The sequence below is a fragment of the Siminovitchia sp. FSL H7-0308 genome (assembly GCF_037980985.1).
In the GTDB taxonomy this organism is placed as follows: Bacteria; Bacillota; Bacilli; order Bacillales; family Bacillaceae_C; genus Siminovitchia; species Siminovitchia thermophila.
This window is the reverse complement of record NZ_CP150282.1, coordinates 2,287,309-2,300,959: the sequence shown is the minus strand read 5'-3', so window position 1 is coordinate 2,300,959 and position 13,651 is coordinate 2,287,309. Positions and strand designations below refer to the sequence as shown.

Here is a 13,651-nt window from a genome sequence, read left to right as displayed (position 1 = left end):
TCTGCAACAAAGTCGTCAATTCGTGAAGGTTACGCTTCACCGGCTTTGTTGGCATGATAAATGTCTAGCAAGACCTTTGCCCATCGGGCAGGGGTCTTTTTGTTTTCTTGAAAAATCCATTTTAAATGCCCGGTGGAATGTCTATACTATATTGGAGGGATTTCTTTGGATTTTTCTATGCTACTGGAGTATTTATGGGTCCTGGTTATTTTAGTGGGACTGGAAGGGATTTTGGCCGCGGACAATGCGGTCGTCATGGCTGTCATGGTCAAGCATTTGCCAAGGGATAAACAGAAAAAGGCGTTGTTTTACGGCTTGTTTGGTGCATTTATTTTTCGATTTATCGCCTTATTCCTTATCACTTTTTTAGTTAATGTATGGCAAATACAAGCGCTTGGTGCAGCTTATTTATTATTTTTATCTGTTCATCACATTGTGAAAAAGTATTCGGCTAATGGTAATGAAAGTAAACCGGAAAAAGTAAAGAACAAAAAATCCCACTCATTTTGGCCGACGGTGATTAAAGTTGAAATTGCCGACATTGCTTTTGCGATTGATTCCATGCTTGCAGCGGTTGTTCTTGCTGTTACATTGAAGCCGACAGGATGGTTTCAAGTAGGGGGCATAGACGGAGGCCAATTTATTGTCATGTTACTTGGCGGCCTTATCGGAGTAATCATTATGCGTTTTGCCGCCACAACCTTTGTGCGTTTGTTGGCCAAATATCCTGGTTTGGAGACAGCCGCATTTCTGATCGTTGGATGGGTCGGGGTAAAATTGGCTGTGTTAACATTGTCACATCCAAATCTTGGTATTTTAAACAAGCATTTTCCCGAATCAGCGGAATGGAAGCTTACATTCTGGATCGTCCTGGTTGTCATTGCAGCCGGTGGATATTTTCTATCGAAAAAGAATGTCTTACAAGAATCTAAATAAATGGAAGACCGCTTATGGTGTATCGCGATCAATAGCACGAGTTTGAAAAAGCTCCTTTAGTGACGGGACCACGCCAGCCCCTGGGGGATGATTAAAGAAGCGGCCAAAATCAATAAACCGAGGCGATCACTGCCGTTCCATGGGGATACATGGAAAGTGGTCATCAGGCCGAAGTGCTCATTTCCGTTTTATGGGGGAAATGGAAAAAACGGTCATAAGAGATGGCAGTGATCGAGCCTGTTCTATGGGGATAATCGAAGCAGTGGTCATCAGGCCGAGGTGCTCGTTCCCATTTTAATGGGAAAAACGATCAAAGCTCGTATACGGAGATAATCGAAAAAACGGTTATTCAACGCTTATTGTGCTCAAAGGAAAGGGACCGGGACATAACCATGTAAAAATGAAACAAACCGCATGGAATCAAGTTTAAAAACCTTGATTTCACGCGGTTTTATTCTCACGATTTTTACGAATATTAATCAGGCTTTCAACTTATACCCCAGCCCCCGCCTCTATATTTGATATTCCCTTTTATGGGGTATATATTTGGGGACGGTGAAGTATCATTTATACCTGGTATTATCCAAGTTAGGGAAGTTGGCGTTAATTGGCGTTAGACTTTAGCTGTCTTAGCTGTCGCTTTGTTGGTTGGATAATTGTACTTGTGCTTGTTTCACAAGGCGCTTAGTGATTTCTCCGCCTACGGAGCCATTTGCCCTCGCTGCTGTGTCGGATCCAAGAGTAACACCGAATTCCTGAGCTATTTCGTATTTCACGTTGTCCAAAAATTGTTCCACGCCAGGAACAAGCAATTGATTGCTTTGCTGTCCCATACCTATTCCTCCTTTCTCTTTGTTTGGCTTAATTTTTATTATTCCGCGCAAAGTGTAAACCATGCTGGAACATGCTGTATATTGGTGCATAACTTCCTATATGGCTAAAATCAATCCATTTTTTTCTGAAATCGTGGTGAATAATTCTTTCTTTTTAATACTTTTTTGCTTAATATGTAAGAATGAGTAACAAAAAGGAAATTGAATATGATGAATGACAAACCGATACATAAACAAAAATTATACAGACTCGCCCTGACACCGTTCCGGTTATTGGTTTCCTACTATATAATGGCAGTTGCGGTTGTGTCGATACTTTTAAGCCTTCCGGTCGCCAGGCAAAAGGGAGCTGACTGGTCGGCAATGGATGCTGTCTTCGTTGCAGCCAGCTCCGTTAGTGTCACGGGTTTGACAACTGTTGACTTATCAGAAACGTTTACAATAACAGGTATTTTTATTTTGATCTTTGCCCTTCAAATCGGCGGGATCGGCATTATGACAATAAGTACATTTTTTTGGCTTATTTTCGGAAAAAAAATCGGGCTAAAGCAAAGGCAATTGATTAAGACGGATCAAAATCAGCTTAATTTTTCGGGGTTAGTCAGTTTGCTCAGGCAAATTGTTGCCTTGATTTTACTAATTGAAGTTCTCGGGGCGCTTGTGCTTGGCGTTTATTATTTGAACTATTTTCCAACATGGCAGGAGGCTTTTCTTCAGGGGCTGTTTGCTGCTGTCAGTGCGACAACGAATGCGGGGTTCGATATTACTGGACAATCTTTAATTCCTTTTGCCCGGGACTATTTTGTCCAGTTTGTTACAATCATCCTGATCATTCTTGGCGCCATTGGCTTTCCTGTATGGATTGAAGTGAAAAACTTCTTATTTAACAAGCCGTTGAAAAATCGCTTTCAATTCTCTCTTTTTACGAAAATTACCACTTCCACCTATTTTTTATTGTTGGGTTTTGGAACGATTGTGATTATTTTTTTAGAGTTTAACGGGTATTTTGTCGGAAAATCTTGGCATGAATCATTCTTTTATGCTTTGTTTCAATCAACTACGATGAGAAGTGCCGGATTATTAACGCTCGATATTAACGACCTTCATCATTCGACAGTACTTTTCATGTCGGCCCTCATGTTTATCGGAGCTTCGCCAAGCTCTGTCGGAGGCGGCATTCGTACAACCACTTTTGCCTTAAATATATTATTTCTTTATCATTATGCAAGAGGGAACAGGTCCATTAAAGTCTTTAAAAGAGAGATTCACCAGGCTGATGTGATTAAATCGCTTGTCGTTCTATTGCTTGCGGTTTTGTTATATGGCATTTCCATCATTATTTTATCTTATACGGAAGATGCCAGTTTGTTGGCCATTATATTTGAAGTTTCCTCCGCTTTTGGTACGTGCGGGGCTTCCATGGGGATAACAGCCGATTTAACCAATACGGGAAAATGGCTGTTGATCATATTAATGTTCATTGGCAGAGTCGGGATTTTATCATTCTTGTTCATTATGTCAAGCAATGAAAAGGAACCGGACTTCCATTATCCGAAAGAACGGGTCATCATTGGCTAGTCAAAATTTCAAGGAGGCATGACAATGGAAAAAATCAAAATAGGCATTGTTGGTTATGGAAATTTGGGACGCGGTACAGAAGCGGCTATCGAGCAAAATCGGGATATGGAGCTTGTTGCTGTTTTTTCGCGCAGAAACCCGGAAGATGTTCATGTGAAGAATCCACAAGTCAAAGTGTTGCATATTTCCGATGCTGAATCATATGTGAACGATATTGATGTCATGATTTTATGCGGAGGATCCGCAACAGACCTTCCCGAGCAGGGGCCAGAGTTTGCCAAGCTGTTTAATACAATTGACAGCTATGACACACATGCGAAAATACCTGAATATTACAGTGCGGTGAATGAAGCGGCAATATCCGGCAAAAAAACAAGCATTATTTCCGTCGGTTGGGATCCGGGCATGTTTTCTCTAAACAGGCTGATGGGAGAAGCGATTCTTCCTGAAGGGGCGACATATACGTTCTGGGGAAAAGGACTCAGCCAGGGCCATTCCGATGCTGTTCGCAGAATTGAAGGCGTAAAAGGCGCCGTGCAATATACAATTCCGATTGAAGAAGCTGTTGAACGCGTAAGAAGAGGGGAAAATCCTGAACTGACCACTAGGGAAAAGCATTTGCGCGAATGTTACGTTGTAGCGGAAGAAGGAGCGGATTTAGGTAGGATTGAGAAAGAAATCAAAACAATGCCAAATTACTTCGCCGATTATGAGACAACCGTACACTTTATTTCAAAAGAAGAGCTGGAGAAAAATCATGCTAAAATGCTTCACGGCGGATTTGTGATCCGAAGCGGAAAGACCGGAGAAGGAACGAATCAAATTGTCGAGTATTCTCTAAAGCTTGACAGCAACCCGGAATTTACTTCAAGCATTTTGGTTGCTTACGCAAGGGCGGCCTATCGGTTGAATGCCCTGGGGCAAATTGGCGCCAAGACGGTATTTGATGTACCTGTCGGTCTCCTGTCTCCGAAATCTCCCGAACAGCTCAGAAAAGAGCTTTTGTAAAAAGTTCCCAAGTTAGCAATTATATATAGTTTCAAAAACCGGCTCTAGGGCCGGTTTTTGGTGTTTAAATGTCATGAATAAGACGCTTGCGCATGTTTGTAGCCTGTTTTTTTGCTAAAGGGAACAAAGATGATCTTCCATCGGCCGGGTCAAAATAAACGAGGGCCATGGATGGCTGTGAAACGATCCGGCCAGATTGAAGATAATCTGAGATGCTGAATGGAAATAGTTCAAGGATCGTATGCTTAAATAAATCCCTTTCCTTTAACTGCAGACGGGCAAACGCGCTGCCGGCCATTTCGGGTTTAGCGAGTACAGCCTTGTAAATATAGGCTTTTTCTTCTTTTTTTAAGGAAGGTTTCCACCATGGTTTTCTTGGTTTGTAGCGGATGTTCAACAAATAGTCAAACTTCATGAGTCCTTCAGCTATCGCTCTTCCCTCCACATTCTCTACCCTCAAAAACTGCTGGAGACGAATGAATAAATCCTCAAGTTGATGGCCTATTCTCGACCAGCCTTGCTGATCCCAATATGCTCCAAACCGTTGGAAGAAATCGAAGGGAGTTTCAAAACAAGTTGAAACGATATATTCAACAGCGTTATCCATGCGATGGTTGTTCCAATATTTTTCAAGCACATCTTCCACTTGCTTAATTTTAAGAATGTCGTTAAAGTCAATGACGTTGTTACCGAGGATTTCATATGGTGCATGGTCCATATACGTATAGCCGAATTGCTTGGCCGATATTCTCAGGCCGGTCCCCCTCAGCATTTTTAAAAAGCCGAGCTGCAACTCTTCCGGTTTTAAGGCAAATACGTCATTAAATGTTTTTCTAAAGGAATTGTAATCTTCTTCCGGGAGGCCCGCAATCAGGTCGAGGTGCTGAACAATTTTTCCCCCGTCTTTTACCATGGTCACAGTCCTTGTCAACTTCTCGAAATTTTGCCTTCTTTTAACGAGTTCGTTCGTCAAATCATTTGTAGATTGGACGCCGATTTCAAAGCGGAATAGCCCTTTTGGTGCGTTTTCATTCAAAAATTCAATCACTTCAGGGCGCATAATATCGCCGGTGATTTCAAACTGGAATACGGTGCCCGGCACGTGTTCATCAATTAAAAACTGAAACATTTCCATTGCATAGCTCCGGCTAATATTAAAAGTGCGGTCAACAAATTTGATCGTTTTAGCGCCATTTTTCATTAAATACCGGATATCTTCTTTTATGTTCTCCCGGTTAAAATAACGGACTCCGACCTCGATGGAGGAGAGGCAGAATTGGCAGCTGAAGGGACAGCCACGGCTTGTCTCAATGTATGTGACCCGCTTGGACAGATTCGGTATGTCTTCTGGAAAACGAAAAGGGGAAGGCATTTCACGCAAGTCAATTTTCGGACGGATCGGATTGATTACCGGCTTTCCGTTTTCCATAAAGCCGATCCCCATCACATCCGTGATTGTTTTTCCACCCGCCAAATGTGCAAGCAGTTCTTTAAAGGTAGCTTCACCTTCACCGATGACAATATAATTGATTTCCGGCAATCGTTTAAGCCAATAAATTACGTCGTACGAAACTTCCGGGCCACCCAAAATGAGGACCGCATCCGGCAGGATCTTACGCAAAATTTGAATCACTTTCACTGTTTCTTCAATGTTCCATATATAACAACTGAAGCCGATCACGTCCGGTTTTTTGGCAAATAAGTCGGATGCAATATTTAAAACCGGATCATTGATCGTGTATTCAGCTATTTCGACTTCAAATTCCGGTGCAGCGTATGCTTTTAAATATCGGATGGCTAAATTTGTATGGATAAATTTCGCGTTTAAAGTACTTGCGATTACTTTCATGAAACATGGCAACTCCTTTTTTTGACACTCTTTTTCTATTTTAGCGGAGAAAGGGGGAAACCACAATTTCACGAAAAATGTCGAGCGAATATAGCAGGATAAAGACCAAATACAACGAATTAGAAAAAAGGACTACGAAAAACCTTGAAAATTTAGAACCTCCCCATTTTAATGGGGAGGCTTCAGGAATGTCTTAGTGCTCTATATTCTTTTCTCAGCTGCTCGAAAAACTTTTTCAACTTTGACATTCTTAATTCTATGAACGGCTGTGTCAAACTCGTTACATATTTGCTGGAAAGGATGGCGGTTAAAACGAAACTGGCGAAAATCAGAACAGGTAGGGTCAGTGTTTGGTTTAGATAATCCTCCAAACTGCTTCCTCTAAACAAGCGAATGATAAAGCCATGAAGCAAGTAAACGTACAGTGTATTTCTTCCCCACCTTGTAAAAAAGAAGCGTCGGCGAGGAACGAAAGCAAAGAAACTTCCAGCCATCAAAAACTGAAGTGTGTATATGCCGGTTCGCTTCAACATTCCCAAAATGGCTTCACTTTCCAGTTCACCATATGGCTTTGACCCGAAGAACCATTTTTCATCTAAGTCCGAAAAATAGACGATTCCAATTGTTACTACGAACATGACAGTCGCCGCCACAACTTTTGCCTTATTGGATCGTAACATCTGAAAGTCGTCTTTGTTTAAAAAGTATCCCGCCAGGAAAAAAGGAAAGAAAACGAGCGTTCTTGATAAACTGAGATAATTCGTAATCCAATCGGCATATCCGGCAGCAAGGCCGATTGCAATGGTAATTGTTAAAGCCACGGCCGGTTTAAATTTGTTAAAGACCAAAAGCAAAATATTCCAGAAAAAGAGGCTAATTAAGAACCAAAGCGACCATTTTGGGTCAAGCAGTTCAAAACGAAAAGTATCTTCTTTGTGCAAAAAGTAATAAAAAACAGCGTAAAGTCCTTGGAACAGAATATATGGAATGATTAACTTTTTTGTTATTTTCCAAATATAGCCTTTCTCATATATTCCTTTGGCAAAAAATCCTGATATGATGATAAAGGCGGGCATATGAAACGTATAAATAAAATTATACAAGTAGGATATAAAAGCGTTTGTTTCAATGTAGGATTGGATCAAATGACCAAACACAACAAGAAAGATTAAAAGGGTTTTGGCATTATCAAAATAACTGTCTCTTTTATCCATATGCAATCACCTGCTTGATTCATTTATTAAGTCAGCCTATATTTTCCCTTTACGTCGTTTAACAAACATATGATATTTTCATTTGCCATATTATAACAAAATGAGGTAAGGAGTCTAGAGAATGTATTATACAACTATGGACAGTCCAATTGGACAACTTGTCATAACAGGGACGGATGAGGCAGTTACGGGTATTACGTTTGGATGGGACAAGTTTCTACAAACAGCCACCAAACCCGTGGAAAATGCCGAACATTCCATCCTCAAAGAAGCGGAGCGGCAATTGGATCAGTATTTTAAAGGCACAATTCAATTATTTAACGTGCCGTTATTTTTACATGGTACATCATTTCAAAAAATGGTGTGGAGTAAATTGTTGGAAATTCCGTACGGCCAAACGCGAACCTATGGAGAAATCGCAAAGTGGATCGGTAATGAGCAAGCGGTAAGAGCTGTTGGACAGGCGAACAGAAGAAACCCAATTCCTATTATTATCCCTTGTCATCGGGTAGTTGGGAAGAACAAGTCACTCATGGGATATGCTGGAAATCAAGTTGATAAAAAAGAGATTTTGCTAAAATTGGAAGGAGTATTATAATGAACCACAAATATGTCAAAAGTGTGACTGGTCGTTTTCAGGCGTTTACAAAAATAGAGACTTTTGAGATAATGAGGAAGTTGAAAAGGAAAATAATTGGCGGGGGAGAACGAACGATGGGTTACGGTAGGATGGAAAAGCAAATCTTGTTGGCAAAAATTCAGGAAAAACGCGAAGAAATGTTTTTTATTGGCAATAAATATGGACTGAATGCCGAGGAAACAGTGAGATGCAGCCGTGAGCTTGACCAGTTGTTAAATGAATATTATCGGGACTTTCAAACTGGCACAGTTTCTAAAAAAGTGAGACATGCTCTAAAGAAGTCATTCGTATTATTTTCCAAACCATTTCGTCAAAACCATATACGGTCGTCCTAATAGATTGCAAACCCCGAGAATATAATTCATACAGTAAAAAACGATAAAAAAGAGAATGGGACATAAGCAAATACGAAATAGCAAAACCGAACAATTCATTTATAATTGTTCGGTTTATTTGTGTAAAAAAATCCCTATCATCGCTACGTCAACATATTTCGCTTTCCTGCGGGATCTTCAGCTCGAGCTATTCCCGCGGGAGTCTACATATTTTGACTACGCTAAATGCTTGCGTATTATACACTGGGATAATTTTCGCCATGGACACGTTAAGTGAAATAATGAATATACAAGCTCAATCAGTGGGAGGGGGAGGTGCACATGATGTGACTTTCTTCGCCTGCAAACCTCTAAATCCCACTTTGGTGATGTATAAAAAGGAGACTCCACTGCTAGATAAACGAAACATCAATGAGCGGGTTTTTAGTTCCTGATTGAAGCAGAACAAAGCTTAAGATTGAAAGTGACCAGTGCTTGCTCAGACATGGCCCGTCTCCTTAAATTCACCGAAATCGAAAAGGCTTAAAGTGAAACTGTTCTGTTGGCGAGCTCAGACAGCCGTGTCCTCGAAAAAAGCTTACACTTTTTACAAACACAAGTTTTTTTCTCGATAAAAAGACCGTCGAGAAACGCTCGACGGCCTGGGATTGCCTCGTATTAGGCAACTTCTTTTTGGATGACTTTGATTTGTCCGTTTTCCACAACTGCGTGCAGATCTTGAACATTTTCATGGTCTAAAATGTAGTCGGATATTTGATCCTCCAAATGCTCCTGAATGGCTCTGCGGAGAGGACGTGCCCCGTATTGAGGGTGGTAGCCCAATTCCGTTAGTTTTTCTTTTACCTGATCGGAAATCGTGATCGTGATTCCTTGTTCGGAAAGTGTCCCAGCCAGTTCAGCAAGTAACAGATCAACTATTTTCAAGAGATGTTCTTTTTCAAGTGAGTTAAATTCGATAATCGCATCGAAGCGGTTAAGAAATTCCGGCTTGAAAAATGCACCGAGCTTGTCAAGAATGCTTGTCTCTTTTAATGCATTACTTTGGCCAAATCCCACATGAATTTGCTTTTCGCCTGTTCCTGCATTGCTCGTCATGATGATGACTGTATCTTTAAAGCTGACTGTCCGGCCTTGGCTGTCAGTCAATCTGCCATCTTCTAAAATTTGCAGGAACATGTGTTGAACGTCCGGGTGCGCTTTTTCGATTTCGTCAAGCAATATAATGCTGTACGGGTTGCGGCGCACTCGTTCTGTAAGCTGTCCGGCTTCCTCATGGCCGACATAGCCCGGAGGGGAACCGATCAGTTTTGAAACGCTGTGTTTTTCCATATATTCGCTCATGTCCAGGCGAATATACGCGTCTTTTGTGCCAAATAGTTCTTCAGCCAGTACCTTTGTAAGCTCTGTTTTACCAACCCCTGTGGGTCCTACAAACAGGAACGAACCAATCGGGCGGCTTTTCGCTTTTAATCCGGCTCTGCTACGGCGAATGGCTTTAGCTACTTTTTGAACGGCTTCCTCTTGTCCGATGACTTTTGCCCCCAGAGCTTTTTCCAAGTGTTTCATTTTTTTCTGTTCATCTGATTCGAGCTTGCCGACGGGAATGCCCGTTTTTTTCGCTACGATTTCCTGAATATGGCGGACGTCTACGACAACCCGCTTTTCTGGAGACTCTTCTTTAAGAAGTTTTTCGAGATCCATTTCTTCGTCTCGAAGTTTTGCTGCCGTTTCATAATCTTCTTTGGCAAGGGCCGCTTGCTTTTCTTTCTCAATTTCGGCAAAGCGTTGTTGGAGCGACTCTTTATCTGTATCTTGAATCGTCAAGTTGAGTTTGGAGCCGGCTTCATCCATTAAGTCGATTGCTTTGTCAGGCAGGTAGCGATCCTGAATGTAGCGGCTTGATAGTTCTACGCATGCTTTTAACGCTTCGTCTGTAAACGTTACATCATGGTAGTTTTCATATTTCTCTTTTAATCCTTTCAAGATTTCCAGGGCCTTGTCTGAAGATGGCTCTCCGACCTGAACCGGCTGGAAGCGCCTTTCCAGTGCGGCGTCTTTTTCAATTTGTCGATATTCTTTTAGTGTCGTGGCCCCGATGACTTGCAATTCTCCACGTGCGAGCGCCGGTTTTAAAATATTCCCGGCATCCATCGATCCTTCAGCGGATCCGGCTCCAACAAGAAGATGCACTTCATCAATGAACAACAGGATGTTTTTGCGGCTTTGAAGCTCTGTGATGAGTTGTTTCATCCGCTCTTCAAACTGTCCGCGAATACCGGTATTGGCGACAAGAGATGCCACATCAAGCAAATAGACTTCCTTGTTTTTTAGTTTGGCGGGCACTTTTCCTTCAACAATTTTCAGCGCCAACCCTTCCGCGATAGCAGTTTTTCCGACACCTGGCTCACCGATGAGCACCGGATTGTTTTTCGTTCGCCGGTTCAATATTTCGATGACCCGGTTTATTTCTTCCTCGCGGCCAATTACAGGGTCGACCAGTCCGGCTCTGGCGGCATCGTTTAAGTTATGACCGTGCTGATCAAGAAATCCTCCGCCGCGTCCTGTTGTGCTTCTTTCTTTTTGGGATACGCCCATGTTTTGCCCAAATGGCTGATTCATTCCGGGGAATTGTTTAAATAAATCATCAAAGCTGCCAAATTGACTTTTAAATGGGACGCCTCCTAATGCACCGAGTTGTTGTTTTTCCGACGCATAGCATTCTGAACATAATGCCATCGTTTGCTTTTGTCCGTTAATATTGACGTGGAGATGAATGTTTGCTTGTTTTTCCTTACATTTACTGCAAAACATATACACCAAACCTCCATTTGTTATTTTTTTGATCTTCTTTGACCATTTAATGATATAAAAAAGGTCCTTTGACATTGACTAACTTTGACCTTTGATTTCATTATACACTGACCAATTTTGACTTTCAACTCTTTTTTACTCATTTTGCAAATTTTTTTGGGCAAGCCATCATACGATTTTTCTAAGGGGGATGAGCCGTGAAGAATTGGATAGATGTATGTCAAGTGGCTGCCGTTTACGTAGGAACCGTCATTGGTGCGGGATTTGCAACAGGAAGGGAAATTGTAGAGTTTTTTACACGGTTTGGTTTTCTTGGCTTGTTGTCAATCCTGATGGCAGGATTTTTGTTCGTAATCCTCGGTTCAAAAATCATGTTGTTGTCAATTGATATTAAAGCGACATCATTTGAACAATTAAATGAATATTTGTTTGGAAAAAAGTTGGCGAAGTTTATTAATCTATTTCTATTAGTTATGCTTGTAGGCGTTTGTGGAGTAATGCTTGCGGGCGCGGAAGCATTGTTTGTCGAGCAGTTGAATTTCCCCAAATTTTCCGGCATGCTCTTAACCACGTTTATTGGTCTGGTTATTATGGCTGCCGGGATAAAAGGGCTGTTGGCGATTAATGTGATTGTTGTTCCAATGATGATCGCCTTTAATACAGCCGTCCTTTTTCATATTGTCCCTGGGGGGAATGTTACATTATGGTTTCAAGTAGAAGATGCAGGTAATGGGTGGTTTGCAGTGTTGTCAGCCATTTCGTATGCCGGCTTTAATCTTGCTTTGGCTCAAGCTGTACTAGTTCCCCTTGCTGCAGAAATAAATGACAGAAAAACAGTCAAATGGGGTGGGGTGATGGGAGGGGTATTTCTCACCGTCCTGCTAATTTCCAGCCATATCTGTTTATCCGTGTTGCGTGATCCCAGGATGTTTGAAATTCCGATGGCGGTGATTGTTCATGAGTCGGCAGGAAGTCTTTACCTTATATATATCCTCATTATATATGGAGAAATTTTTACAACATTGATTGGCAATACATATGGGATTGAACGTCAGCTCCATCAATACGTTCCGACAAACCCCTTATGGATCATTCTGTTCCTGTTTATCGTGTTTTGTTTGATTAGTCTTGTGAAATATGGCAAGCTGCTCGGTTTGTTGTATCCGTTATTCGGCTATGTGAGCATTGGCTTTTTGCTGTTGTTGTTGATAAAGCCGGCGAAAGTGTCTCCATAAAAACGACTGTCTATTCCGGCCGTTTATTGAATTGAGGGCTTTTTATCGTTGATCATCTCAAAATACCCTTTAAGCGGCTGGGTGCAAAGGGGCGAAGGGGAGGTTGTTTTCATATGCGATAATGTTCCTATATATTTGGAAAAGTTGTGGGTGAGGGTAATTGGAAGGCAGTAATGAAGAACCGTTGCCATATGAAAACTATCCTATTCGTTACACCGTATATATAAAAAGACAAGCAATAGGGAGGAGTATGGTTGATAATGTTTCAATTGACTGCCCAATGTTCTGTATGCAAAAAAGAAATTCAGCCTTATGAAGAGATTTATGTGAAGATGCGCTATCCGAAAAGCCGAGGTATGACTGAAATCAAAGCATACATACAGAATGAAGGGAAAATAATCTGCAAAACATGCTTCGATAAAAAGAGGTAGAGGAGGGGCTTTTATGACAAAAGTCCCCACTTGCAAGTATGGTAGATATTTTTCTCGGGGCATACAATCCAAAACAAACATATAGACCTTTTTCACAAACGATAGAAGAAATGCTTTTCTATTATTGAAGAGGGAAGAGAATCAAGAGTAACAAATTAAATGTTAAATGGGACAGGATGACGAGTCGAATGCTTCTTTTCCAAATATATAGCCAACCCCACACAAGTCCGCTGACGAAGGCGGCAATCACCAAGATAAAATAACCGGTAAAATAAAATGCCGCTCCATTCAGTAGCGCTCCCGCAAAGATGGCGCCAATTGGATTTAGCCAAACCAGCAATTTTTTTAGGACAAATCCCCGCCAAAAAATTTCTTCTCCAGGAATCATAATAAAAACGAGGACTAAATAATGCCAAAAAAATTCAAAGCTAAAATGGGTGTAAACGCTATCCACTTGTTCAGATAACGGATTCGGTATAATTCCCAACACCCAATCTCCAATGAAAAATAATACATAAAGGGCGATCCCCGATATGACGCCATACGTGATATATTGTTTTGTAGGTGCTTCATCGTCCAATGGTTCATGAATGATAGAGTAACTGATCAGAAACAAGATGGCGGCTGTATATAAATACCAGAACACATCTGTTCTATCAAAGGCAACAAAAACAAGCAAGTAGGCCAAAAAGACTCCGCCGGCCAGTTTAACATCAATCCATTTTTTACTCATTTGAATATGTAAATTCCTTTCTGGACTCCATTTTTCGACAATTTTCTA

General features: G+C 41.3%; 11 protein-coding genes. 6 read left to right on the top strand and 5 right to left on the bottom strand.

The genetic code is table 11. The features are described 5' to 3' along the window. The first annotated feature begins 165 nt into the window (after window positions 1-165). Window positions 166-936 carry a TerC family protein gene (locus MHB50_RS10950; protein ID WP_077109365.1) on the top strand — a complete coding sequence of 257 codons (771 nt, stop codon included), beginning with the start codon at window positions 166-168 and terminating at the stop codon, window positions 934-936. Window positions 937-1,565: 629 nt separating this feature from the next. Here the strand turns inward: MHB50_RS10950 and MHB50_RS10945 are convergent. Continuing rightward, window positions 1,566-1,769, bottom strand: coding sequence for an alpha/beta-type small acid-soluble spore protein (locus MHB50_RS10945; protein ID WP_077109366.1), 204 nt, complete (start codon window positions 1,767-1,769; stop codon window positions 1,566-1,568). 207 nt (window positions 1,770-1,976) lie between these two features. Between MHB50_RS10945 and MHB50_RS10940 the strand changes: the two genes are divergently transcribed. Beyond that, window positions 1,977-3,347: a TrkH family potassium uptake protein gene (locus tag MHB50_RS10940; RefSeq protein ID WP_083717169.1), complete on the top strand. Its 1,371-nt coding sequence runs from the start codon at window positions 1,977-1,979 to the stop codon at window positions 3,345-3,347. 24 nt (window positions 3,348-3,371) lie between these two features. Continuing rightward, the gene (locus MHB50_RS10935) at window positions 3,372-4,355 is read left to right on the top strand and encodes a diaminopimelate dehydrogenase (protein ID WP_077109367.1); all 984 of its coding nucleotides are present in this window, start codon (window positions 3,372-3,374) and stop codon (window positions 4,353-4,355) included. A gap of 64 nt (window positions 4,356-4,419) precedes the next feature. Here the strand turns inward: MHB50_RS10935 and MHB50_RS10930 are convergent, their stop codons facing one another. Then, window positions 4,420-6,204, bottom strand: a complete 1,785-nt coding sequence (locus tag MHB50_RS10930) for a B12-binding domain-containing radical SAM protein (RefSeq protein ID WP_077109368.1) — start codon at window positions 6,202-6,204, stop codon at window positions 4,420-4,422. A gap of 182 nt (window positions 6,205-6,386) precedes the next feature. Then, window positions 6,387-7,418 carry an acyltransferase family protein gene (locus tag MHB50_RS10925; RefSeq protein WP_339163648.1) on the bottom strand — a complete coding sequence of 344 codons (1,032 nt, stop codon included), beginning with the start codon at window positions 7,416-7,418 and terminating at the stop codon, window positions 6,387-6,389. Between the two features lie 121 nt (window positions 7,419-7,539). On the opposite strand from MHB50_RS10925, the gene MHB50_RS10920 reads away from it, so the two are divergent. Next, a complete protein-coding gene (locus MHB50_RS10920; protein WP_205180098.1) occupies window positions 7,540-8,016 on the top strand; it encodes a methylated-DNA--[protein]-cysteine S-methyltransferase in 477 nt (158 codons plus the stop codon). After that, a complete protein-coding gene (locus MHB50_RS10915; protein ID WP_205180099.1) occupies window positions 8,016-8,393 on the top strand; it encodes an aspartyl-phosphate phosphatase Spo0E family protein in 378 nt (125 codons plus the stop codon). The genes MHB50_RS10920 and MHB50_RS10915 overlap by 1 nt, the downstream gene beginning before the upstream one ends. Before the next feature lie 657 nt (window positions 8,394-9,050). Here the strand turns inward: MHB50_RS10915 and MHB50_RS10910 are convergent. Then, window positions 9,051-11,204: an ATP-dependent Clp protease ATP-binding subunit gene (locus tag MHB50_RS10910; protein ID WP_205180100.1), complete on the bottom strand. Its 2,154-nt coding sequence runs from the start codon at window positions 11,202-11,204 to the stop codon at window positions 9,051-9,053. Between the two features lie 197 nt (window positions 11,205-11,401). Here MHB50_RS10910 and MHB50_RS10905 point away from each other — a divergent pair, with 197 nt between their 5' ends. Beyond that, entirely contained in the window at window positions 11,402-12,439 is a 1,038-nt protein-coding gene (locus MHB50_RS10905; protein ID WP_077109372.1) for a hypothetical protein, read from the top strand. Window positions 12,440-12,991: 552 nt separating this feature from the next. Here MHB50_RS10905 and MHB50_RS10900 read toward each other — a convergent pair. Beyond that, the gene (locus MHB50_RS10900) at window positions 12,992-13,603 is read right to left on the bottom strand and encodes a CPBP family intramembrane glutamic endopeptidase (protein WP_077109373.1); all 612 of its coding nucleotides are present in this window, start codon (window positions 13,601-13,603) and stop codon (window positions 12,992-12,994) included. Window positions 13,604-13,651: the final 48 nt, after the last annotated feature.

What these genes read in the sequence shown, in the direction of transcription:
- MHB50_RS10945 (WP_077109366.1), bottom strand. Translation starts at nt 1,769, where the DNA reads ATGGGACAGCAAAGCAATCAATTGCTTGTTCCTGGCGTGGAACAATTT.
- MHB50_RS10940 (WP_083717169.1), top strand. Translation starts at nt 1,977, where the DNA reads ATGATGAATGACAAACCGATACATAAACAAAAATTATACAGACTCGCC.
- MHB50_RS10935 (WP_077109367.1), top strand. Translation starts at nt 3,372, where the DNA reads ATGGAAAAAATCAAAATAGGCATTGTTGGTTATGGAAATTTGGGACGC.
- MHB50_RS10930 (WP_077109368.1), bottom strand. Translation starts at nt 6,204, where the DNA reads ATGAAAGTAATCGCAAGTACTTTAAACGCGAAATTTATCCATACAAAT.
- MHB50_RS10925 (WP_339163648.1), bottom strand. Translation starts at nt 7,418, where the DNA reads ATGGATAAAAGAGACAGTTATTTTGATAATGCCAAAACCCTTTTAATC.
- MHB50_RS10920 (WP_205180098.1), top strand. Translation starts at nt 7,540, where the DNA reads ATGTATTATACAACTATGGACAGTCCAATTGGACAACTTGTCATAACA.
- MHB50_RS10915 (WP_205180099.1), top strand. Translation starts at nt 8,016, where the DNA reads ATGAACCACAAATATGTCAAAAGTGTGACTGGTCGTTTTCAGGCGTTT.
- MHB50_RS10910 (WP_205180100.1), bottom strand. Translation starts at nt 11,204, where the DNA reads ATGTTTTGCAGTAAATGTAAGGAAAAACAAGCAAACATTCATCTCCAC.
- MHB50_RS10900 (WP_077109373.1), bottom strand. Translation starts at nt 13,603, where the DNA reads ATGAGTAAAAAATGGATTGATGTTAAACTGGCCGGCGGAGTCTTTTTG.